We start from the raw sequence: 21,196 nt of genomic DNA, 5'->3' as shown, positions 1-21,196 counted from the left end.
AAATGCCCTGGGTTTCGGGTGTAGCGCTACGCCTGACCGTTTTTATCAGAACGGAATATCGTCATCAAAGCTGTCAAAGTCAGCAGCCGGCTGCGGCGCGGGCTGTTGCGGCGCTGGGCGCTGCTGGGCCTGTTGCGGGCGCGGGGCCTGCTGACGCGGTGGAGCCTGGTTGTACTGTTGCTGCTGGCCACCCTGGTTGTAGTTGTTACCACCACCCTGGTTGTACTGGTCGCCGCCACCTTGCTGGTTCTGCGGACGGCCACCGAGCAGCTGCATGGTGCCCTGCATGTCGACGATGATTTCGGTGGTGTAACGCTTGATGCCGTCTTTTTCCCACTCGCGGGTCTGCAGCTTGCCTTCGATGTACACCTGCGAACCCTTGCGCAGGTATTCGCCAGCGATTTCAGCAACCTTGCCGAACATCGACACACGGTGCCACTCGGTACGCTCGACCTTTTGGCCCGACTGCTTGTCGGTCCACTGCTCGCTGGTAGCCAGGCTCAGGTTGGTCACGGCGTTACCGTTGGGCAGGTAGCGGACTTCGGGATCCTGGCCACAGGTGCCGACCAGAATGACTTTGTTAACCCCACGGGCCATAACGTTCTCCTAGGCTTCGCACGCCGATGAGGCTGGGTTCACCAGACGCTCGAGGGTCGCACGGTCCAAAATTTTCGTATCCAGTTTGATATAGATGGCAGCTTCTTCTGCCACCACAACGGCGTCGGTCACACCCGGCACGGCCATCAGGCGCTCGGTCAGGCCGGCTTCCCGGACTGCCTCAGGCGTCAGTGGCATGCGCAGGCTGGTCACATAAGGCGGCTCGTTCATGCGCAACGCGACCACCAGCCATACGGCACACAGCACCGCGCAACCGAGGAACACCGTGTTCAGCCCACCGTGCTGGAACAGCCAGCCACCAAGGATTCCACCCAGCGCAGCGCCAAGGAACTGGCTGGTGGAATACACCCCCATCGCCGTTCCCTTGCCGCCGGCAGGCGACACCTTGCTAACCAGCGACGGCAGCGATGCCTCCAGCAGGTTGAATGCAGTAAAGAATACCACGGTGCCAATCACCAGTCCGCGCAAGTTGTCAGCCCACTGCCAGAAGAACACCTCCACCAGCAGCAACACACTGACCGCTCCGGCCAATACGCGTTTCATCTTGCGCTTTTTTTCGCCGTAGATGATGAACGGGACCATTGCAAAAAATGAGATGAACAGCGCGGTCAGGTATACCCACCAATGCTCTTCCTTAGGCAAGCCGCCGCGCTCGACGAAGGCCAGAGGCAGCGCGACGAAGCTCGCCATGAGGATCGCGTGGAGGATGAAGATGCCGGTATCCAGGCGCAGAAGGTCCGGATGGCGCAGGGTTGGGCCGAGTGCCTGGCGCGCCACACCCGACTCGCGGTGCTGCAAAGTGCTGTGGGTGTTGGGCACGACGAAAGCGACCAGCAAAATACCGACCAGGGCAAGTCCTGCCGTGGCGAGGAACAATCCTGACAGGCCGAAGGCGCTGGTGAGAAGCGGGCCGACGACCATCGCCACCGCGAAGGACAATCCGATGCTCATGCCGATCATGGCCATGGCCTTGGTACGGTGCTGCTCGCGGGTCAGGTCGGACAGCAGCGCCATGACTGCGGCAGAAATTGCCCCGGCGCCCTGCAGAATGCGCCCCGCAATCACGCCCCAGATGGAGTCGGCTTGAGCCGCCAGCACACTACCCAAGGCGAAGATCACCAGCCCCAGGTAGATCACCGGACGTCGCCCGATGCGGTCGGAAATCATCCCGAAAGGGATCTGAAAAAACGCCTGGGTCAGCCCATAGGCACCGATGGCCAGGCCGATCAGCGCGGGGGTGGCGCCGGCCAGGTCCATGCCGTAAGTGGCCAGCACCGGCAAGACCATGAACATGCCCAGCATACGAAAGGCAAAGACCAGGGCCAGGCCGCCAGCGGCGCGCGTTTCGCTGCCACTCATGCGCTCGTTGTGGGTGTCGTGCATGGATTAACCTCGTGTGAACCGGCGGCGATTCTATCAGTCCGACAGCTTGACGGCATCTACGCGACGCTTTGCCGCGTACTGGCAGCGCGCCGTATACTTCCTTGTTTATGCCCGCCAAGCGAGGCCGCAGTGGACAAGATCCTGATTCGTGGGGCACGTACCCACAACCTGAAGAACATCGACCTGACCCTGCCGCGGGACAAGCTGATCGTGATCACCGGTTTGTCCGGATCCGGGAAGTCTTCCCTAGCATTCGATACCTTGTACGCCGAGGGTCAGCGCCGCTATGTGGAATCGCTGTCGGCCTACGCCCGGCAATTCCTGTCGATGATGGAAAAACCTGACGTCGACACCATCGAAGGCCTGTCGCCAGCTATCTCAATCGAGCAGAAGTCGACTTCGCACAATCCGCGTTCGACGGTAGGTACCATCACCGAAATCTACGACTATCTACGCCTGCTTTATGCTCGCGTGGGTACTCCGCGCTGCCCGGACCACGACATTCCGCTGGAGGCGCAGACCATCAGCCAGATGGTCGACCTGGTCCTGGAGCGCCCGGAAGGCAGCAAGCTGATGCTGCTGGCACCGGTGATCCGTGAGCGCAAGGGCGAGCACCTGGCAGTGTTCGACGAACTGCGTGCCCAGGGCTTCGTTCGGGCCCGCGTCAACGGCAAGCTCTACGAACTCGACGAACTGCCCAAGCTGGACAAGCAGAAGAAGCACAGCATCGATGTAGTAGTGGACCGCTTCAAGGTCCGCGCCGACCTGCAACAACGCCTTGCCGAGTCATTCGAGACCGCACTCAAGCTGGCCGACGGCATCGCCCTGGTTGCACCGATGGACGATGAAGAAGGCGAAGAGACGATCTTCTCCGCCCGCTTCGCCTGCCCGGTCTGCGGCCATGCGATCAGCGAGCTGGAGCCCAAGCTGTTCTCCTTCAACAACCCGGCTGGCGCCTGCCCGACCTGCGATGGCCTGGGGGTGAAGCAATTTTTCGATATCAAGCGTCTGGTCAACAGCGAGCTGACACTGGCCGAGGGTGCTATCCGCGGCTGGGATCGGCGCAACGTCTATTACTTCCAGATGCTTGGCTCGCTGGCAGCGCATTACGGGTTCAGCCTGGAGGAGCCGTTTGGCGAGCTGTCGGCCGAACACCAGAAAGTGATCCTGCAAGGCAGCGGCAAGCAGAGCGTCGACTTCAAATACCTGAACGACCGTGGCGATATCGTCAAGCGTTCGCATCCGTTCGAAGGGATCGTGCCCAACCTCGAGCGGCGTTACCGCGAGACTGAGTCGGCCACGGTGCGTGAGGAGCTGGCCAAGTTTCTCGGCACTCAGCCCTGCCCCGACTGCCGCGGCACCCGCCTGCGCCGGGAAGCGCGTCATGTCTGGGTAGGCGAAAAAACCCTGCCAGCGGTGACCAACCTGCCTATCGGAGAAGCCTGCAGCTACTTCGGCGAGCTGACCTTGACTGGGCGTCGTGGTGAAATTGCTGCAAAGATCCTCAAGGAAATCTGCGAACGCCTACAGTTTCTGGTCAACGTTGGCTTGGACTACCTCACCCTGGATCGCAGTGCCGACACCTTGTCCGGCGGCGAAGCGCAGCGGATCCGCCTTGCGAGCCAGATTGGTGCGGGGCTGGTCGGGGTGATGTATATCCTTGATGAACCGTCCATCGGTCTTCATCAACGCGACAACGACCGCCTGCTCGCCACCCTCAACCACCTGCGTGATCTGGGTAACACCGTGATCGTGGTCGAGCACGATGAAGACGCCATTCGCCTGGCCGACTACGTGGTGGACATCGGCCCAGGTGCCGGCGTACACGGTGGTCAGATCGTCGCCGAGGGCACCCCGCAAGAAGTCATGGCGCATCCCGACTCGCTGACCGGGAAGTACCTGTCTGGCCGCAAGAAAATCGCTGTCCCGGCCAAACGCACACCCCGCGACAAAAAGCTGTCCCTCAAGCTCAAGGGTGCGCGTGGCAACAACCTGCAGAACGTTGATCTGGAAATTCCGATCGGCCTGCTGACCTGCGTGACTGGCGTATCCGGCTCGGGCAAGTCGACGCTGATCAACAACACGCTGTACCCACTCGCCGCTACCGCCCTCAATGGTGCGAGCAGCCTTGAAGCCGCCCCGCACAGCAACATGGATGGCCTGCAGCACCTGGACAAGGTTGTCGATATCGACCAGAGCCCGATCGGCCGCACACCGCGTTCGAACCCGGCGACCTATACCGGCATCTTTACCCCGATTCGCGAGCTGTTTTCCGGCGTACCGGAATCGCGGTCGCGCGGCTACGGCCCAGGGCGTTTCTCATTCAACGTCAAGGGCGGGCGTTGCGAGGCGTGCCAAGGCGATGGGCTGATCAAGGTGGAAATGCACTTCCTGCCGGATATCTACGTGCCGTGCGACGTGTGCAAGAGCAAGCGCTACAACCGCGAAACCCTGGAGATCAAATACAAGGGCAAGAATATCCACGAGGTCCTGGAAATGACCATCGAGGATGCGCGCGAATTCTTCGATGCGGTGCCGGCACTGGCGCGCAAGCTGCAAACCCTGATGGATGTAGGCCTGTCTTACATCAAACTGGGGCAGTCGGCGACCACACTGTCGGGCGGTGAAGCGCAAAGGGTCAAGCTCTCACGCGAGCTGTCCAAGCGCGATACCGGCAAAACGCTGTACATCCTTGACGAGCCAACGACGGGCCTGCACTTCGCTGATATCCAGCAGTTGCTGGATGTTTTGCACCGCCTGCGCGACCACGGCAATACCGTGGTGGTTATCGAACACAACCTCGATGTGATCAAGACCGCGGACTGGTTGGTTGACCTGGGCCCGGAGGGTGGTTCAAAGGGTGGGCAAATTATTGCCAGCGGCACCCCGGAGGAGCTGGCCAAGATGAAGCAGTCATACACAGGACACTATCTCAAACCGCTTCTGGAGCGTGACCGGGCCTGATCTGCCTGTGCATGAAAAAGCCCCTGGTACCGATGGTGCCAGGGGCTCTTTTTTATCTGTGGATAACTTACATCTGCGACTGCAGGTAGTTTTCCAGACCGATGGCCTTGATCAGGCCCTGCTGCTTCTCAAGCCAGTAGGTGTGATCCTCTTCGGTATCGGCCAGCTGGGCACGCAGGATATCGCGACTGATGTAATCCTTGTGAAGCTCGCACAGCTCGATGCCCTTGCACAGGGCCGCACGAACCTTGTACTCGAGCTTGAGGTCCGCTTCGATCATTTCCGGCACTGTACTGCCCACTTCCAGATCATCCGCGCGCATATCGGGGGTGCCTTCGAGCATGAGGATACGCCGCATAAGCGCATCGGCGTGCTGGGTTTCCTCTTCCATCTCATGGTTGATGCGTTCGTAGAGCTTGGACAGGCCCCAGTCTTCGTACATGCGCGAGTGAATGAAGTACTGATCGCGTGCGGCCAGTTCGCCCTTCAGCAACGTGACGAGATAATTGATTACGTCCGGGTGACCTTGCATCGCCCTGATTCTCCGTGTGGATACGTCTAATGAGACATAGTTTGAACCAGGAATTGCTTGCGGTCACTGAAAAATGCGCAATCAGGAGCAAAAAATCGGGCAAACAGTAGTGATATTCATTGAAAAACCGCCCAAATGAGGGCGGTTCTTCTTATCACTTCGAGTTAAGCGAGATTCACGCCCAGTGCCTTGGCGATGCCTTCACCGTAAGCTGGATCAGCCCTGAAGAAGTACTGCAACTGACGTTGGATGACATCTTGAGTGACGCCTGCCATTGTTCCTGCGATGTTGCTGATCAGCAGTGCCTTTTGCTCATCGCTCATCAAACGGAACAGTGCACCGGCGTGGCTGTAGTAGTCGTTGTCCTCACGGTGATCGTAGCGATCAGCCGCTCCCTTGAGAGCCAGTGCAGGTTCGCCATGGCCAGGCGACTGCTTAGGCGCGTCGCCATAGCTATTGGGCTCGTAATTGGGCGCACTGCCATAACTACCGAGAGCCATCGATCCATCACGCTGGTAACTATTGACCGGGCAGCGTGGCGCGTTGACGGGCAACTGCTGGTGGTTTGTGCCCACGCGGTAACGGTGCGCATCGGCATAGGCGAAGACGCGGCCCTGCAGCATGCGATCTGGCGACAGCCCCACCCCCGGCACCATGTTGCTCGGACCAAACGCTGCCTGCTCCACTTCGGCGAAATAGTTCAGCGGATTGCGATTGAGCTCCAGGACACCTACCTCGATCAACGGATAGTCCTTCTGCGACCAGGTCTTGGTCACATCGAACGGATTTTCGTCGCGACTGGCCGCCTCCTCTTCAGTCATGACCTGAATGCACACGGTCCAACGCGGGTAGTCTGCGCGTTCGATCGCCTCGAACAGGTCGCGTTGGGCGTAGTCAGGGTCTGTACCGGCCAGGCGCGCAGCATCAGCGGGGGTAAGGTTCTTGATGCCTTGCTGGGTCTTGAAGTGCCATTTGACCCAAGTACGCTCGCCAATAGCGCTGATCAGGCTGTAGGTGTGGCTGCCGAAGCCGTGCATGTGACGGTAGCCATCCGGAATTCCGCGATCGGAGAACAGAATGGTGACCTGGTGCAGCGCCTCAGGCGAGTGCGACCAGAAGTCCCACATCATCTGGGCGTCTTTCAGGTTGGTTTGCGGCTGGCGCTTCTGGGTGTGGATAAAGTCCGGGAACTTGAGCGGGTCACGGATGAAGAAAACTGGGGTGTTGTTACCCACGATGTCCCAGTTGCCTTCCTCGGTGTAAAACTTTACCGCAAAGCCACGAGGATCACGCTCGGTGTCTGCCGAACCGCGCTCGCCACCGACGGTGGAAAAGCGCAGGAAGGTTTCAGTCTGCTTACCAATCGTGTCGAACAGCTTGGCCTTGGTATATCGAGTGATGTCCTGGGTGACAGTAAAGGTGCCGTAGGCTCCCGAGCCCTTGGCGTGTACACGACGCTCAGGGATGTTCTCCCGATTGAAATGAGCGAGCTTCTCGATCAGGTGGAAATCGTCGAGCAACAGCGGGCCGCGCGGGCCAGCAGAGCGGGAATTCTGATTGTCAGCTACGGGTGCACCGCTGGCGGTGGTGAGAATCTTGCTCATGGGCTCTCCATATCGGTCTTGGACTGCCGGCTAATCGGCTTGGATAGGAGTATCGACGAACGGCTTTTTCAGAACAAATTCATTACATGACTTGTATCAATAGAAATAAACAATACCTGCAGAAACAAAAAACCGGGCACTAGGCCCGGTTTTTTGTAGCAGACGGAACGTCTTACTCGGCAGCTTCTACAGCACCACCGACCGGACGATCAACCAGCTCGACGTACGCCATAGGCGCGTTGTCGCCAGCGCGGAAACCGCACTTCAGGATGCGCAGGTAGCCGCCCTGACGGGTGGCGTAACGCTTGCCCAGATCGTTGAACAGTTTGCCAACAGCAGACTTCGAACGGGTACGGTCGAAGGCCAGACGGCGGTTAGCAACGCTGTCTTCCTTGGCCAGGGTGATCAGCGGCTCGGCAACGCGGCGCAGTTCCTTGGCTTTCGGCAGGGTGGTTTTGATCAGCTCGTGCTCGATCAGCGACACAGCCATGTTCTGGAACATAGCTTTGCGGTGAGAGCTGGTACGGCTCAGGTGACGTCCACTTTTACGATGACGCATGATTCATTCCTTACCAAACACTACGTTCGGTGATTACGACGATCAGGCGGTCGCCTTGTCGTCTTTCTTAAGACTTGCAGGCGGCCAGTTGTCGAGGCGCATGCCGAGAGACAGACCACGAGAGGCCAGCACGTCCTTGATTTCAGTCAGGGACTTCTTGCCCAGGTTAGGAGTCTTCAACAGCTCTACTTCGGTACGCTGAATCAGGTCGCCGATGTAGTAGATGTTCTCCGCCTTGAGGCAGTTGGCCGAACGTACAGTCAGTTCCAGGTCGTCAACCGGACGTAGCAGGATCGGATCGATCTCGTCTTCCTGCTCGACTACGACAGGCTCGCTGTCACCTTTGAGGTCGACGAACGCGGCCAGCTGCTGTTGCAGGATGGTCGCAGCGCGGCGGATAGCCTCTTCAGGGTCCAGGGTGCCGTTGGTTTCCAGATCAATGACCAGCTTGTCCAGGTTGGTACGCTGTTCAACACGGGCGTTCTCGACCACATAGGCGATACGACGCACCGGGCTGAACGAAGCGTCCAGCTGCAGACGGCCAATGCTACGGCTTTCGTCTTCGTCGGTTTGACGGGAGTCAGCCGGCTCGTAACCGCGACCACGAGCTACAGTGAGCTTCATGTTCAGGGCGCCGTTGGACGCCAGGTTCGCGATTACGTGATCGGGGTTGACGATCTCGACATCGTGATCCAGCTGAATATCGGCAGCGGTAACCACCCCCGAACCCTTTTTCGACAAGGTCAGCGTAACTTCGTCACGACCGTGCAGTTTGATAGCCAGACCTTTAAGGTTCAACAGGATTTCAATTACGTCTTCCTGTACACCTTCGATCGCGGAGTACTCATGGAGTACGCCATCGATCTCGGCCTCGACTACTGCACAGCCAGGCATGGAGGACAACAAGATGCGGCGCAGCGCGTTGCCCAGGGTATGGCCGAAGCCACGCTCGAGAGGCTCGAGCGTGATCTTGGCGCGGGTCGGACTGACTACCTGCACATCAATATGGCGGGGAGTCAGGAACTCATTTACCGAAATCTGCATGGATGCACCTATTTTCTAGCCCTTACTTGGAGTAGAGCTCGACAATCAGGTTTTCGTTGATGTCGGCAGACAGGTCGCCGCGAGCAGGAACGTTCTTGAAAACGCCCGACTTCTTAGCGGAATCTACGTCTACCCACTCAACGCGGCCACGCTGGGCGCACAGTTCAAGGGCTTGAACAATGCGCAGCTGGTTCGACGACTTCTCGCGAACCGCGACCACGTCACCCGGACGAACTTGGTAGGATGGAATGTTTACAGTCTTACCGTTGACGCTGATCGCTTTGTGCGAAACCAGCTGACGGGACTCGGAACGAGTCGAGCCGAAGCCCATACGGTAGACGACGTTATCCAGACGGCACTCGAGCAGTTGCAGCAGGTTCTCACCGGTTGCGCCTTTTTTCGAGGCAGCAGCCTGGTAGTAACCGCGGAACTGACGCTCCAGAACACCGTAGATACGACGAACTTTTTGTTTCTCGCGCAGCTGGGTACCGTAGTCGGACTGACGGCCACGGCGCTGGCCGTGGATACCTGGGGCTGCTTCGATGTTGCACTTCGATTCCAGAGCGCGAACGCCGCTCTTCAGGAACAGGTCGGTGCCTTCACGACGAGACAGTTTGCATTTTGGACCAATGTAACGTGCCATTCTTCTGTCTCCTGATTACACGCGGCGCTTCTTCGGCGGACGGCACCCGTTGTGCGGGATTGGCGTCACGTCGGTGATGCTGGCGATCTTGTAGCCGCAGCTGTTCAATGCACGAACGGCGGACTCACGACCTGGACCTGGACCCTTGACGTTTACGTCGAGGTTCTTAAGACCGTATTCCAGCGCAGCTTGACCAGCACGCTCAGCAGCGATCTGAGCTGCGAACGGGGTGGATTTGCGCGAACCACGGAAACCCGAGCCACCGGAGGTCGCCCAGGACAAAGCATTGCCCTGACGGTCGGTGATGGTCACGATGGTGTTGTTGAAAGACGCATGGATGTGGGCGATGCCATCAACCACTGTCTTTTTGACTTTCTTACGAGGACGAGCAGCAGGTTTTGCCATGTCTATATTCCTGGGCGATTACTTGCGGATCGGCTTACGCGGGCCCTTACGGGTGCGTGCGTTGGTCTTGGTGCGCTGACCGCGAACCGGCAGACCTTTACGATGACGCAGGCCGCGGTAGCAACCCAGGTCCATCAAGCGCTTGATCTTCATGTTGACGTCACGACGCAGGTCACCTTCGGTGGTGAACTTCGCAACTTCGCCACGCAGGGTTTCGATTTGCTCGTCGCTCAGATCCTTGATCTTAGCGGCTGGATTTACACCAGCATCTGCACAGATCTTCTGTGCAGTTGTGCGACCGACACCATAGATGTAGGTCAGCGAGATAACAGTATGCTTGTTATCTGGAATGTTGACGCCTGCAATACGGGCCATTCAGTGGGACTCCAATTGACAGCTACCTACGCCCCGGAAGCCAAGAAATAGGGCGCGAGATAATATCGCTGTAGAAACGAATAATCAACCCAGCAGCACACTAGCTGCTGGGTTTGAAACGCAGATCACACTCAGCCTTGGCGCTGTTTGTGACGCGGTTCCGCGCTGCAGATCACTCGCACGACGCCTTCGCGACGGATGATCTTGCAGTTGCGGCACAGCTTTTTCACCGATGCACGAACTTTCATTACCGACTCCTCGAACCTTAGGGGCGTATCAGCGCAGCAAACCGCTGCCACCGTAGCCTTTCAGGTTGGCTTTCTTCATCAGGGATTCGTACTGGTGCGAAACGAGGTGCGATTGTACTTGGGACATGAAGTCCATCACAACCACTACCACAATCAGCAACGAGGTCCCGCCAAGGTAGAACGGCACATTTGCTGCCACCACCAGGAACTGGGGCAGAAGGCAGACGGCCATCATGTAAAGAGCACCGAACATGGTCAGACGAGTCAGAACGCCATCAATATAGCGCGCCGACTGCTCACCAGGACGGATACCCGGAATAAAGGCACCGGACTTCTTCAGGTTTTCCGCTACGTCTTTCGGGTTGAACATCAACGCTGTGTAGAAGAAGCAGAAGAAAATGATCCCTGCACTAAACAGCAGAATATTCAACGGCTGACCAGGAGCGATCGACTGCGAGATGTCCTGCAGCCAGCCCATACCTTCGGACTGATCGACCCAGGCACCCAGCGAAGCCGGGAACAGCAGAATGCTGCTCGCGAAAATGGCCGGGATAACCCCCGCCATGTTCACTTTCAGCGGCAAGTGGCTGGTCTGCGCTGCAAAGACCTTGCGGCCCTGCTGACGCTTGGCGTAGTGAACGGCGATACGACGCTGACCACGCTCAATGAACACCACAAAACCGATAATCGCTACTGCCAGCAAACCGATAGCGACCAGGGCGAAGATGTTGATATCGCCTGTGCGCGCAGACTCGAAAGACTGCCCGATTGCTCTCGGAAGACCGGCAACGATACCTGCGAAGATCAACATCGAGATACCGTTGCCCACACCGCGCTCGGTGATCTGCTCACCCAGCCACATCATGAACATCGCGCCTGCCACGAACGTGGAAACCGCGACGACATGGAAGCCAAGGCCCGCAGAAAACGCCACGCCCTGGTTGGCCAGGCCAATGGACATGCCAATAGCTTGAACCAGCGCCAGAATAACGGTGCCGTAGCGGGTGTACTGGCTGATCTTGCGACGGCCAGCTTCACCTTCCTTCTTCAACTGCTCCAGTTGCGGGCTGACCGCCGTCATCAGCTGCATGATGATCGATGCCGAGATGTACGGCATGATCCCCAATGCAAAAATGCTCATGCGCTCAAGCGCGCCACCGGAAAACATGTTGAACAAGCTAAGAATGGTCCCCTCATTCTGCCGAAACAGATCCGCCAGACGGTCCGGATTGATGCCTGGAACCGGGATATGCGCACCTATCCGATAGACGATGATCGCCATGAACAGAAAGCGCAGACGAGCCCAGAGTTCCGACATCCCGCCCTTACCGAGCGAAGAGAGAGCACCTTGCTTAGCCATTTATTCCTCGAATTTGCCGCCAGCTGCTTCGATAGCCGCACGCGCACCCTTGGTGGCTGCGATACCCTTGATGGTGACTGCGCGAGTAACTTCGCCAGACAGCATGATTTTCACACGCTGAATGTGCTGGTTGATCACGTTGGCATCCTTCAGGGATTGCACGGAGATCACGTCACCTTCCACTTTGGCCAGCTCGGACAGACGCACTTCTGCGCGGTCCATGGCTTTCAGAGAAACGAAGCCGAATTTCGGCAGGCGACGGTGCAGCGGCTGTTGACCGCCTTCGAAGCCCGGAGCGATCGAACCACCCGAACGGGAGGTCTGACCTTTGTGGCCACGGCCGCCGGTCTTACCCAGACCGCTACCGATACCACGACCCGGACGATGCTTTTCGCGACGGGAACCCGGCGCTGGACTCAGATCATTGAGTTTCATCGATTAACCCTCGACGCGCAGCATGTAGTAAGCCTTGTTGATCATCCCGCGGTTCTCGGGAGTATCCTGGACTTCTACAGTGTGACCGATGCGACGCAGACCCAGACCTTTAACGCACAGTTTGTGGTTAGGGATACGGCCCGAGACGCTCTTGATCAGCGTTACTTTTACGGTTGCCATGATCAGAAGATCTCCTCAACGCTCTTGCCGCGCTTGGCAGCAATGGACTCAGGAGATTGCATGGCTTTCAGACCCTTGAAGGTGGCGTAAACCACGTTCACTGGGTTGGTCGAACCGTAGCACTTGGCCAGGACGTTCTGAACACCAGCAACTTCCAGGACAGCACGCATGGCGCCGCCGGCGATGATACCGGTACCTTCCGAAGCAGGCTGCATGTAAACCTTCGAGGCGCCGTGGGCGGCCTTGGTGGCGTACTGCAGGGTGGTGCCCTTCAGGTCAACCTGGATCATGTTGCGACGAGCAGCTTCCATGGCTTTCTGAATCGCGGCAGGTACTTCGCGCGATTTGCCACGGCCGAAGCCGACGCGACCTTTACCGTCACCAACCACGGTCAGCGCGGTGAAGGTGAAGATACGGCCGCCTTTAACGGTTTTAGCTACGCGGTTAACTTGAACCAGCTTCTCGATGTAGCCTTCGTCGCGCTTTTGATCGTTATTTGCCATAACTTAGAACTCCAGCCCGCCTTCACGAGCAGCATCAGCCAGCGCTTTGACGCGGCCATGGTACTTGAAGCCGGAACGGTCAAAGGCAACTTGAGATACACCGGCGGCTTTCGCACGCTCAGCTACCAGCTTGCCAACCTTAGTGGCCGCGTCGATGTTGCCAGTGGCGCCATCACGCAGGTCTTTGTCCAAGGTCGAGGCGCTTGCCAAAACCTTGCTGCCGTCGGCCGAAATGACCTGGGCGTAGATGTGCTGCGAGGAGCGGAACACGCACAGGCGCACGACTTCGAGTTCGTGCATCTTGAGACGTGCTTTGCGAGCGCGACGCAGTCGAGTAACTTTTTTGTCGGTCATTTGCTAGGCCCTACTTCTTCTTGGCTTCTTTACGACGGACTACTTCGTCCGCGTAACGCACACCCTTGCCTTTGTAAGGCTCTGGCGGACGGAAGTCGCGGATTTCAGCGGCCACCTGACCTACCAGCTGCTTGTCGATACCCTTGATCAGGATGTCGGTTTGGCTGGGAGTTTCAGCAGTGATACCGGCTGGCAGTTCGTAGTCTACTGGATGCGAGAAGCCCAGAGCCAGGTTCAGGACGGTGCCTTTAGCCTGTGCCTTGTAACCAACACCGACCAGCTGGAGCTTGCGCTCAAAGCCTTGGCTTACGCCCTGGACCATGTTGTTGACCAGAGCACGGGTAGTACCGGCCATGGCGCGAGCTTGCTGATCACCGTTGCGAGCGACGAAACGCAGTTCGCCGGACTCTTCGGTAACTTCAACAGACGAGTGAACGTTCAGTTCGAGAGTGCCTTTGGCACCCTTCACCGAAAGCTGCTGACCGGCGAATTTGACTTCGACACCAGCTGGCAGCTTAACGGGGTTCTTAGCGACGCGAGACATGCCTATCTCCCCTTAGAACACTGTGCACAGAACTTCGCCGCCGACACCGGCAGCGCGCGCAGCGCGGTCAGTCATCACACCTTTGTTGGTGGAGACGATAGACACGCCCAGGCCGCCACGAACTTTCGGCAGGTCTGTGACGGACTTGTACTGGCGCAGGCCAGGACGGCTGGAACGCTTCAGTTCCTCGATGACCGGACGGCCTTCGAAGTACTTGAGTTCGATCGACAGGGACGGCTTGGCCTCACCAGTAACCTGGTAGCCAGCGATGTAACCTTCGTCTTTCAGAACTTTGGCAACCGCGACCTTCAGAGTGGAGGAAGGCATGCTTACGACGGACTTTTCAGCCATCTGGGCATTACGGATGCGAGTTAGCATGTCCGCTAACGGGTCCTGCATACTCATGGGCTAGATGCTCCTGATACAAGAATTATTAGCCTTGCGGCTATCACAACCACCCAAGCGGGCAGGGTAAAAACCCGGGCTCAGGTGAGCCGGTCATTCTAGACACAAGACAGAAACGAAACAAGCCCCATGAAGGGGCTTGTTTGTTGGCGAGAACACCGGCGGTCGGAAGATTACTCCCCTTCCGCCAGAGTCACACCTGCAGCGATTACCAGGAGGCCTTGACCAGACCCGGTACGTCACCGCGCATTGCAGCTTGACGCAGCATGTTACGGCCCAAGCCGAACTTACGGTATACACCGTGAGGACGACCGGTCAGGCGGCAACGGTTGCGCAGACGCGCAGCGCTGGCATCACGTGGCTGCTTCTGCAGAGCGACAACGGCAGCGAAACGCTCTTCAGGAGAGGCGTTCAGGTTGACGATGGTCGCTTTCAGCTCAGCACGCTTTTTGGCGAACTTGGCTACCGTGAGCTGACGCTTCAGCTCGCGGTTTTTCATGCTCTTCTTGGCCATTTTCCTACTCCAATCAGTTGCGGAACGGGAATTTGAATGCACGCAGCAGAGCGCGGCCTTCGTCATCCGAACGAGCAGTGGTGGTCAGGGTGATGTCCAAACCGCGCAGAGCATCGATCTTGTCGTAATCGATTTCCGGGAAGATGATCTGCTCTTTCACGCCCATGCTGTAGTTGCCACGACCATCGAAGGACTTGGCATTCAGGCCGCGGAAGTCGCGGACCCGAGGCAGGGAGATCGCCAGCAGGCGGTCCAGGAATTCGTACATCTTTTCGCGACGCAGGGTCACCTTGACGCCGATCGGCCATCCTTCACGGACTTTGAAGCCCGCGATGGATTTACGAGCGAAAGTCACAACCGGCTTTTGACCGGTGATCTTTTCCAGGTCAGCAACAGCGTGCTCGATGACTTTCTTGTCGCCGATCGCTTCGCCCAGACCCATGTTCAGGGTGATCTTGGTAACGCGCGGAACTTCCATCACGTTCGACAGCTTAAGTTCTTCCTTAAGCTTAGGAGCGATCTCGTTCCGGTAAATCTCTTTCAGTCGTGCCATGGTCTTCTACCTAGCAGTGTTCAAGCATCAACCGCTTTTTGGGTCGACTTGAAGACACGAATTTTCTTACCGTCTTCTACTTTGAAACCAACGCGGTCAGCCTTGTTGGTTTCGCCATTGAAGATGGCAACGTTGGAAGCGTGCAGAGGCGCTTCTTTTTCGACGATACCGCCCTGAACGCCCGCCATCGGGTTAGGCTTGGTATGACGCTTGACCAGGTTCACACCACCGATGACCAGACGGTCGTCAGCGAGAACCTTCAGCACCTTACCGCGCTTACCTTTGTCTTTGCCGGCGATCACGATGATCTCGTCGTCACGACGAATCTTTTGCATGTCGGATCTCCTTACAGCACTTCAGGGGCGAGCGAGACGATCTTCATGAACTTCTCAGTACGAAGCTCACGGGTCACTGGCCCGAAGATGCGAGTGCCGATCGGCTCTTGCTTGGTGTTCAGCAGAACAGCAGCGTTGCCGTCGAAACGAATGATGGAACCGTCAGCGCGACGTACACCGTGACGGGTACGGACGACAACAGCGGTCATCACCTGGCCTTTTTTGACCTTACCGCGCGGAATTGCTTCCTTGACGGTTACTTTGATGATGTCACCGATGCCGGCGTAACGGCGGTGCGAACCGCCGAGCACCTTGATGCACATGACGCGACGAGCGCCGCTGTTATCGGCCACATCGAGCATGGATTGAGTCTGAATCATAAAATTTCTCCGACCCCTAGCCCTTAGACTTCAACAGCGCGTTCGAGGACTTCAACCAGTGCCCAGGACTTGGTCTTGGCCAGCGGACGGGTTTCACGGATGGAAACCTTGTCGCCGATTTTGCACTGGTTGGATTCGTCGTGCGCGTGCAGCTTAGTCGAACGCTTAACGTATTTACCGTAGATCGGGTGCTTGACGCGACGCTCGATCAGAACGGTGATGGTCTTGTCCATTTTGTCGCTGACGACACGGCCAGTCAGCGTACGGACGGTTTTTTCAGCTTCAGCCATGATCACTTACCTGCCTGCTGGTTAAGCACAGTTTTCACGCGAGCGATGTCACGCTTAACTTGCGAGAGCAGGTGCGACTGCCCCAACTGGCCAGTTGCCTTCTGCATACGCAGATTGAACTGGTCGCGCAGCAAGCCGAGCAGTTGCTCATTCAGTTGCTGTGCAGATTTTTCACGAAGTTCATTCGCTTTCATCACATCACCGTCCGCTTAACAAAGGAGGTGGCGAGAGGCAGCTTTGCAGCAGCCAGGGCGAAAGCTTCGCGCGCCAGCTCTTCAGAAACACCCTCGATCTCGTACAGGACTTTGCCTGGCTGGATCTGGGCAACCCAGTATTCCACGGAACCCTTACCTTTACCCATACGAACCTCGAGAGGCTTCTTGGAGATCGGCTTGTCCGGGAAGACACGGATCCAGATCTTGCCGCCACGCTTAACGTGACGGGTCAGAGCACGACGTGCCGACTCGATCTGGCGGGCGGTGAGGCGACCGCGAGCAACAGCTTTCAGGGCGAATTCGCCGAAGCTGACTTTGCTACCGCGCAGTGCCAGACCACGGTTGTGGCCGGTCATCTGCTTGCGGAATTTTGTACGCTTTGGTTGCAACATTTGGCGTACCCCTTACTTAGCAGCTTTTTTACGAGGCGCTGGTGCTTGTGGTTTCAGTTCTTCTTGGCGACCACCAATAACTTCGCCTTTGAAGATCCAAACCTTCACACCGATCACACCGTAAGTGGTGTGAGCTTCGTAGGTGTTGTAGTCGATATCGGCACGCAGGGTGTGCAGAGGCACACGACCTTCGCGATACCACTCGGTACGAGCAATCTCAGCACCGCCGAGACGACCGCTCACCTGGATCTTGATGCCCTTGGCACCAATACGCATGGCGTTCTGTACGGCGCGCTTCATGGCGCGACGGAACATTACGCGGCGTTCCAGCTGCTGAGCTACGCTCTGCGCAACCAGCATAGCGTCGAGTTCCGGCTTGCGGATCTCTTCGATGTTGATGTGCACAGGCACACCCATCTGCTTGGTCAGGTCCTGACGCAGCTTCTCGACATCCTCACCTTTCTTACCGATAACGATACCGGGACGAGCGGTGTGGATGGTGATGCGTGCAGTTTGAGCCGGACGATGAATATCGATACGGCTTACGGACGCGCTTTTTAGTTTGTCTTGGAGGTACTCACGCGTTTTCAGATCCTTCAAGAGGTAATCTGCGTAAGTAGCACCGTCTGCGTACCAGACGGAGGTGTGCTCCTTGACGATTCCCAGGCGAATGCCAGTGGGATGTACTTTCTGACCCATCTGATCGACTCCGTTACTTGTCCGCAACCTTGACAGTGATATGGCAAGACCGCTTGACGATGCGATCAGCACGGCCTTTGGCACGTGGCATGATGCGCTTCAGCGAACGCCCTTCGTTGACGAAGACGGTGGAGACCTTCAGGTCATCAACGTCTGCGCCTTCGTTGTGTTCGGCGTTGGCAACGGCCGACTCGAGGACTTTCTTCATGATTTCAGCGGCTTTTTTGCTGCTGAAGGCCAACAGGTTGAGCGCTTCGCCCACCTTCTTCCCGCGGATCTGGTCGGCGACCAAGCGGGCTTTCTGGGCGGAGATGCGAGCGCCCGACAACTTAGCGGCTACTTCCATTTCCTTACCCCTTAACGCTTGGCTTTCTTGTCAGCCACGTGCCCGCGATAGGTGCGGGTACCGGCGAACTCGCCCAGTTTGTGGCCGACCATGTCTTCGTTCACGAGAACTGGAACATGCTGGCGACCGTTGTGAACCGCGATGGTCAGACCGACCATTTGTGGCAGGATCATCGAACGACGCGACCAGGTTTTAACTGGCTTGCGATCATTCTTCTCCACCGCCACTTCGACCTTCTTCAGCAGGTGAAGATCGATAAAAGGACCTTTTTTCAGAGAACGTGGCACTGTCGTATCCCTCTAGTTACTTGCGACGACGGACGATCATGTTGTCGGTACGCTTATTACCACGGGTTTTAGCACCCTTGGTTGGGAAGCCCCATGGCGATACCGGATGACGACCACCGGAGGTACGACCTTCACCACCACCATGTGGGTGGTCAACCGGGTTCATGGCAACACCACGAACGGTTGGGCGAACGCCGCGCCAGCGTTTGGCACCAGCTTTACCCAGCGAGCGCAGGCTGTGCTCGGAGTTCGAGACTTCGCCCAGGGTCGCACGGCACTCAGCCAGTACTTTACGCATCTCACCGGAACGCAGACGCAGAGTCACGTAGACGCCTTCACGAGCGATCAGCTGAGCCGAAGCACCAGCGGAACGAGCGATCTGAGCACCTTTACCCGGCTTCAGTTCGATGCCGTGAATGGTGCTACCTACTGGGATGTTGCGCAGCTGCAGGGAGTTACCGGCCTTGATTGGGGCCAGAGCACCTGCGATCAGCTGGTCGCCAGCACTTACGCCTTTAGGGGCGATGATGTAGCGACGCTCACCGTCTGCGTAGCACAGCAGGGCGATGTGAGCAGTACGGTTTGGATCGTATTCGATACGCTCGACAGTGGCTGGGATGCCATCTTTGTCGTTGCGACGGAAGTCGACCAGACGGTAATGCTGCTTATGACCACCACCAACGTGACGAGTGGTGATGCGGCCATTGTTGTTACGACCACCAGACTTCGATTTCTTCTCGAGCAGCGGTGCGTGAGGAGCGCCTTTATGCAGCTCCTGGTTGACCACCTTGACCACGAAACGGCGGCCAGGGGAAGTCGGTTTGCATTTAACGATTGCCATGATGCACCCCTTCCTTACTCAGCACTGCTGCTGAAATCGAGATCTTGGCCTGGCTGAAGGGAGACGATCGCCTTCTTCCAGTCATTACGCTTGCCCAGACCACGTGCGGTACGCTTGGTTTTACCCAGAACGTTAACAGTCGACACGTTTTCAACTTTTACGTTGAACAGGCCTTCGACAGCTTTCTTGATTTCCAGCTTGGTTGCGTCAGTAGCAACCTTGAATACGAACTGGCCTTTTTTCTCAGCCAGAACGGTAGCCTTCTCGGAAACGTGCGGGCCAAGGAGGACTTTAAATACGCGTTCCTGGTTCATCCCAGCAGCTCCTCGAATTTCTTCACGGCCGAGACAGTGATCAACACTTTCTCGTATGCGATCAGACTGACCGGGTCGGAACCTTGAACGTCACGTACATCGACGTGCGGCAGGTTACGAGCAGCCAGGTACAGGTTCTGATCAACAGCGTCCGAAACGATCAGAACGTCGCTCAGACCCATGCCGTTCAGCTTGTTCAGCAGATCTTTGGTTTTCGGTGCTTCAACAGCGAAGTCCTGAACCACGACCAGACGGTCGCTACGCACCAGCTCAGCGAGGATGGAGCGCAGAGCTGCGCGATACATCTTCTTGTTGAGCTTCTGCGAGTGATCCTGAGGACGAGCTGCGAAGGTTACACCACCGCCACGCCAGATCGGACCACGAGTGGTACCAGCACGAGCACGGCCAGTACCCTTCTGACGCCATGGGCGCTTACCGCCACCAGCCACGTCGGAACGGGTCTTTTGCTGCTTGGTGCCCTGACGGCCGCCAGCCATGTAGGCCACGACTGCTTGGTGTACCAGCGTCTCGTTGAATTCGCCACCGAAAGTCAGTTCGGAAACTTCGATCGCCTGAGCGTCATTTACATTAAGTTGCATGTCAGTTTCCCCTTAACCGCGAGCCTTGACAGCTGGACGTACAACCACGTCGCCGCCAGTAGCGCCAGGAACGGCACCCTTGACCAGCAGCAGGTTGCGCTCAGCGTCTACGCGAACTACTTCCAGGGACTGAACAGTCACGCGCTCGGCGCCCATGTGACCGGACATTTTCTTGCCCTTGAACACACGACCAGGAGTCTGGCACTGGCCGATGGAGCCTGGGACACGGTGCGACACGGAGTTACCGTGGGTGTTGTCCTGGCCACGGAAGTTCCAGCGCTTGATGGTACCGGCAAAGCCTTTACCTTTGGACTGACCAGTAACGTCTACCAGCTGGCCTGCAGTGAAGAGTTCAGCTTTGATCGAGTCGCCAGCCTGGAACTCGCCTTCTTCAAGGCGGAACTCCCAGACACCGCGACCAGCGGCAACGTTGGCCTTGGCGAAGTGACCTGCCTGAGCGGCAGTCACACGCGAAGCACGACGCTCGCCGACAGTGACTTGCACTGCACGGTAGCCATCGGTTTCTTCAGTTTTGAACTGGGTGACGCGATTCGGCTCGATCTCAATGACCGTGACCGGAATGGAGACACCTTCTTCGGTGAAAATGCGGGTCATACCGCACTTGCGACCGACTACACCAATAGTCATGTTGTAAACCTCATGAGTGTACGGGGCTTTCACCCGCTATGGCCGCCCATTTCAGAGCGTTACACGACAAGACCGAAGTCTTAGCCGAGGCTGATCTGCACTTCCACACCTGCCGCCAGATCAAGCTTCATCAGCGCGTCAACGGTTTTATCCGTCGGCTGGACGATGTCCAGAACACGCTTATGAGTGCGAATCTCGTACTGGTCACGCGCGTCTTTGTTGACGTGCGGGGAGACCAGAACGGTGAAACGCTCTTTGCGGGTAGGCAGTGGAATTGGACCACGCACTTGTGCACCAGTACGTTTCGCGGTTTCCACGATTTCCTGGGTGGATTGGTCGATCAGGCGATGGTCGAAAGCCTTCAACCTGATTCGGATTTGCTGATTTTGCATTGGATTTCAGACTCCAGGCTGTTCCCAACGGACGCACTACGCCCGCTAAAAGGAGGCGTGATTCTATAGACGCCCCTATTTAGTGTCAACCCAATAAAAAAAACCCCCGCTGAGCGGGGGTTTTTTTCAATCGGTCGAGTGATTACTCGATGATTTTGGCTACGACGCCGGCGCCGACGGTACGACCGCCTTCACGGATAGCGAAGCGCAGACCGTCTTCCATTGCGATGGTCTT

34 protein-coding genes are annotated in these 21,196 nt (G+C 57.4%); 1 reads left to right on the top strand and 33 read right to left on the bottom strand.

Annotation, left to right across the window (positions count from 1 at the left end; genetic code table 11):
- Positions 1–45 precede the first annotated feature (45 nt).
- Both ACW4TB_RS24810 and ACW4TB_RS24805 read right to left on the bottom strand, forming a co-directional pair.
- Entirely contained in the window at positions 46–597 is a 552-nt protein-coding gene (locus ACW4TB_RS24810; protein WP_012316509.1) for a single-stranded DNA-binding protein, read from the bottom strand.
- A 9-nt stretch (positions 598–606) separates the two neighbouring features.
- Positions 607–2,001: an MFS transporter gene (locus tag ACW4TB_RS24805; RefSeq protein WP_012316510.1), complete on the bottom strand. Its 1,395-nt coding sequence runs from the start codon at positions 1,999–2,001 to the stop codon at positions 607–609.
- Between the two features lie 129 nt (positions 2,002–2,130).
- On the opposite strand from ACW4TB_RS24805, the gene uvrA reads away from it, so the two are divergent.
- On the top strand, positions 2,131–4,965 hold the full coding sequence (gene uvrA, locus ACW4TB_RS24800) for an excinuclease ABC subunit UvrA (protein WP_279933571.1): 2,835 nt from the start codon (positions 2,131–2,133) through the stop codon (positions 4,963–4,965).
- A 67-nt stretch (positions 4,966–5,032) separates the two neighbouring features.
- On the opposite strand, the gene bfr is transcribed toward uvrA, so the two are convergent.
- From bfr to ACW4TB_RS24645, 31 genes are all read right to left on the bottom strand, one after another.
- Positions 5,033–5,497, bottom strand: a complete 465-nt coding sequence (gene bfr, locus ACW4TB_RS24795; RefSeq protein WP_012316512.1) for a bacterioferritin — start codon at positions 5,495–5,497, stop codon at positions 5,033–5,035.
- A gap of 164 nt (positions 5,498–5,661) precedes the next feature.
- Positions 5,662–7,101, bottom strand: coding sequence for a catalase (locus ACW4TB_RS24790; RefSeq protein WP_012316513.1), 1,440 nt, complete (start codon positions 7,099–7,101; stop codon positions 5,662–5,664).
- A 172-nt stretch (positions 7,102–7,273) separates the two neighbouring features.
- Complete coding sequence (gene rplQ / locus ACW4TB_RS24785; protein ID WP_003255451.1) at positions 7,274–7,660, bottom strand: 50S ribosomal protein L17; 387 nt, start codon at positions 7,658–7,660, stop codon at positions 7,274–7,276.
- A 42-nt stretch (positions 7,661–7,702) separates the two neighbouring features.
- Positions 7,703–8,704: a DNA-directed RNA polymerase subunit alpha gene (locus tag ACW4TB_RS24780; protein ID WP_003255452.1), complete on the bottom strand. Its 1,002-nt coding sequence runs from the start codon at positions 8,702–8,704 to the stop codon at positions 7,703–7,705.
- Positions 8,705–8,726: 22 nt separating this feature from the next.
- Entirely contained in the window at positions 8,727–9,347 is a 621-nt protein-coding gene (gene rpsD / locus ACW4TB_RS24775; protein WP_012316514.1) for a 30S ribosomal protein S4, read from the bottom strand.
- Positions 9,348–9,362: 15 nt separating this feature from the next.
- On the bottom strand, positions 9,363–9,752 hold the full coding sequence (rpsK, locus tag ACW4TB_RS24770; protein WP_003255454.1) for a 30S ribosomal protein S11: 390 nt from the start codon (positions 9,750–9,752) through the stop codon (positions 9,363–9,365).
- 18 nt (positions 9,753–9,770) lie between these two features.
- On the bottom strand, positions 9,771–10,127 hold the full coding sequence (rpsM, locus tag ACW4TB_RS24765; RefSeq protein WP_012316515.1) for a 30S ribosomal protein S13: 357 nt from the start codon (positions 10,125–10,127) through the stop codon (positions 9,771–9,773).
- 131 nt (positions 10,128–10,258) lie between these two features.
- A complete protein-coding gene (rpmJ, locus tag ACW4TB_RS24760) occupies positions 10,259–10,375 on the bottom strand; it encodes a 50S ribosomal protein L36 (RefSeq protein ID WP_002555468.1) in 117 nt (38 codons plus the stop codon).
- Positions 10,376–10,403: 28 nt separating this feature from the next.
- On the bottom strand, positions 10,404–11,735 hold the full coding sequence (gene secY, locus ACW4TB_RS24755) for a preprotein translocase subunit SecY (RefSeq protein ID WP_455828611.1): 1,332 nt from the start codon (positions 11,733–11,735) through the stop codon (positions 10,404–10,406).
- Positions 11,736–12,170, bottom strand: coding sequence for a 50S ribosomal protein L15 (gene rplO, locus ACW4TB_RS24750; protein WP_003255461.1), 435 nt, complete (start codon positions 12,168–12,170; stop codon positions 11,736–11,738).
- A gap of 3 nt (positions 12,171–12,173) precedes the next feature.
- Positions 12,174–12,353, bottom strand: coding sequence for a 50S ribosomal protein L30 (gene rpmD, locus ACW4TB_RS24745; RefSeq protein ID WP_455843103.1), 180 nt, complete (start codon positions 12,351–12,353; stop codon positions 12,174–12,176).
- A complete protein-coding gene (rpsE, locus tag ACW4TB_RS24740) occupies positions 12,353–12,853 on the bottom strand; it encodes a 30S ribosomal protein S5 (RefSeq protein WP_003255465.1) in 501 nt (166 codons plus the stop codon). Before rpsE ends, rpmD begins: the two co-directional genes overlap by 1 nt.
- A 3-nt stretch (positions 12,854–12,856) precedes the next feature.
- The gene (gene rplR / locus ACW4TB_RS24735) at positions 12,857–13,207 is read right to left on the bottom strand and encodes a 50S ribosomal protein L18 (RefSeq protein WP_008089801.1); all 351 of its coding nucleotides are present in this window, start codon (positions 13,205–13,207) and stop codon (positions 12,857–12,859) included.
- A 10-nt stretch (positions 13,208–13,217) separates the two neighbouring features.
- Entirely contained in the window at positions 13,218–13,751 is a 534-nt protein-coding gene (gene rplF, locus ACW4TB_RS24730; protein ID WP_009681972.1) for a 50S ribosomal protein L6, read from the bottom strand.
- Positions 13,752–13,763: 12 nt separating this feature from the next.
- Positions 13,764–14,156, bottom strand: a complete 393-nt coding sequence (gene rpsH, locus ACW4TB_RS24725) for a 30S ribosomal protein S8 (protein WP_008089805.1) — start codon at positions 14,154–14,156, stop codon at positions 13,764–13,766.
- Positions 14,157–14,364: 208 nt separating this feature from the next.
- On the bottom strand, positions 14,365–14,670 hold the full coding sequence (gene rpsN, locus ACW4TB_RS24720) for a 30S ribosomal protein S14 (RefSeq protein ID WP_012316516.1): 306 nt from the start codon (positions 14,668–14,670) through the stop codon (positions 14,365–14,367).
- Positions 14,671–14,683: 13 nt separating this feature from the next.
- Entirely contained in the window at positions 14,684–15,223 is a 540-nt protein-coding gene (gene rplE, locus ACW4TB_RS24715) for a 50S ribosomal protein L5 (protein WP_012316517.1), read from the bottom strand.
- A gap of 20 nt (positions 15,224–15,243) precedes the next feature.
- Positions 15,244–15,558 (bottom strand): 50S ribosomal protein L24, encoded by a 315-nt coding sequence (gene rplX / locus ACW4TB_RS24710; protein ID WP_003255476.1) that lies wholly within the window; start codon positions 15,556–15,558, stop codon positions 15,244–15,246.
- An 11-nt stretch (positions 15,559–15,569) separates the two neighbouring features.
- Positions 15,570–15,938, bottom strand: a complete 369-nt coding sequence (rplN, locus tag ACW4TB_RS24705) for a 50S ribosomal protein L14 (RefSeq protein WP_008089810.1) — start codon at positions 15,936–15,938, stop codon at positions 15,570–15,572.
- Positions 15,939–15,961: 23 nt separating this feature from the next.
- On the bottom strand, positions 15,962–16,228 hold the full coding sequence (gene rpsQ, locus ACW4TB_RS24700) for a 30S ribosomal protein S17 (RefSeq protein WP_008089812.1): 267 nt from the start codon (positions 16,226–16,228) through the stop codon (positions 15,962–15,964).
- Positions 16,229–16,230: 2 nt separating this feature from the next.
- Positions 16,231–16,422: a 50S ribosomal protein L29 gene (gene rpmC, locus ACW4TB_RS24695; protein ID WP_002555481.1), complete on the bottom strand. Its 192-nt coding sequence runs from the start codon at positions 16,420–16,422 to the stop codon at positions 16,231–16,233.
- A complete protein-coding gene (gene rplP, locus ACW4TB_RS24690; protein WP_003255479.1) occupies positions 16,422–16,835 on the bottom strand; it encodes a 50S ribosomal protein L16 in 414 nt (137 codons plus the stop codon). The genes rpmC and rplP overlap by 1 nt, the downstream gene beginning before the upstream one ends.
- 12 nt (positions 16,836–16,847) lie before the next feature.
- Complete coding sequence (gene rpsC, locus ACW4TB_RS24685; protein ID WP_003255481.1) at positions 16,848–17,534, bottom strand: 30S ribosomal protein S3; 687 nt, start codon at positions 17,532–17,534, stop codon at positions 16,848–16,850.
- Positions 17,535–17,547: 13 nt separating this feature from the next.
- Positions 17,548–17,880: a 50S ribosomal protein L22 gene (gene rplV, locus ACW4TB_RS24680; protein ID WP_003103908.1), complete on the bottom strand. Its 333-nt coding sequence runs from the start codon at positions 17,878–17,880 to the stop codon at positions 17,548–17,550.
- A gap of 11 nt (positions 17,881–17,891) precedes the next feature.
- Positions 17,892–18,167 carry a 30S ribosomal protein S19 gene (rpsS, locus tag ACW4TB_RS24675; protein ID WP_003255482.1) on the bottom strand — a complete coding sequence of 92 codons (276 nt, stop codon included), beginning with the start codon at positions 18,165–18,167 and terminating at the stop codon, positions 17,892–17,894.
- Between the two features lie 16 nt (positions 18,168–18,183).
- A complete protein-coding gene (gene rplB, locus ACW4TB_RS24670) occupies positions 18,184–19,008 on the bottom strand; it encodes a 50S ribosomal protein L2 (protein WP_012316518.1) in 825 nt (274 codons plus the stop codon).
- A 14-nt stretch (positions 19,009–19,022) separates the two neighbouring features.
- A complete protein-coding gene (gene rplW, locus ACW4TB_RS24665; RefSeq protein WP_003255484.1) occupies positions 19,023–19,322 on the bottom strand; it encodes a 50S ribosomal protein L23 in 300 nt (99 codons plus the stop codon).
- A complete protein-coding gene (rplD, locus tag ACW4TB_RS24660) occupies positions 19,319–19,921 on the bottom strand; it encodes a 50S ribosomal protein L4 (RefSeq protein ID WP_003255485.1) in 603 nt (200 codons plus the stop codon). Before rplD ends, rplW begins: the two co-directional genes overlap by 4 nt.
- Positions 19,922–19,933: 12 nt before the next feature.
- Complete coding sequence (rplC, locus tag ACW4TB_RS24655; protein ID WP_012316519.1) at positions 19,934–20,569, bottom strand: 50S ribosomal protein L3; 636 nt, start codon at positions 20,567–20,569, stop codon at positions 19,934–19,936.
- A gap of 80 nt (positions 20,570–20,649) precedes the next feature.
- Entirely contained in the window at positions 20,650–20,961 is a 312-nt protein-coding gene (gene rpsJ / locus ACW4TB_RS24650; RefSeq protein ID WP_003186070.1) for a 30S ribosomal protein S10, read from the bottom strand.
- Positions 20,962–21,103: 142 nt separating this feature from the next.
- Positions 21,104–21,196 (bottom strand): EF-Tu C-terminal domain-related protein (locus tag ACW4TB_RS24645; protein WP_449118062.1); only part of this gene is annotated, 93 nt, incomplete at its 5' end.

It is taken from the genome of Lelliottia jeotgali (assembly GCF_977070485.1).
Note: the sequence above shows the minus strand (reverse complement) of the source record. Positions and strands in the feature narration are given on the sequence as shown.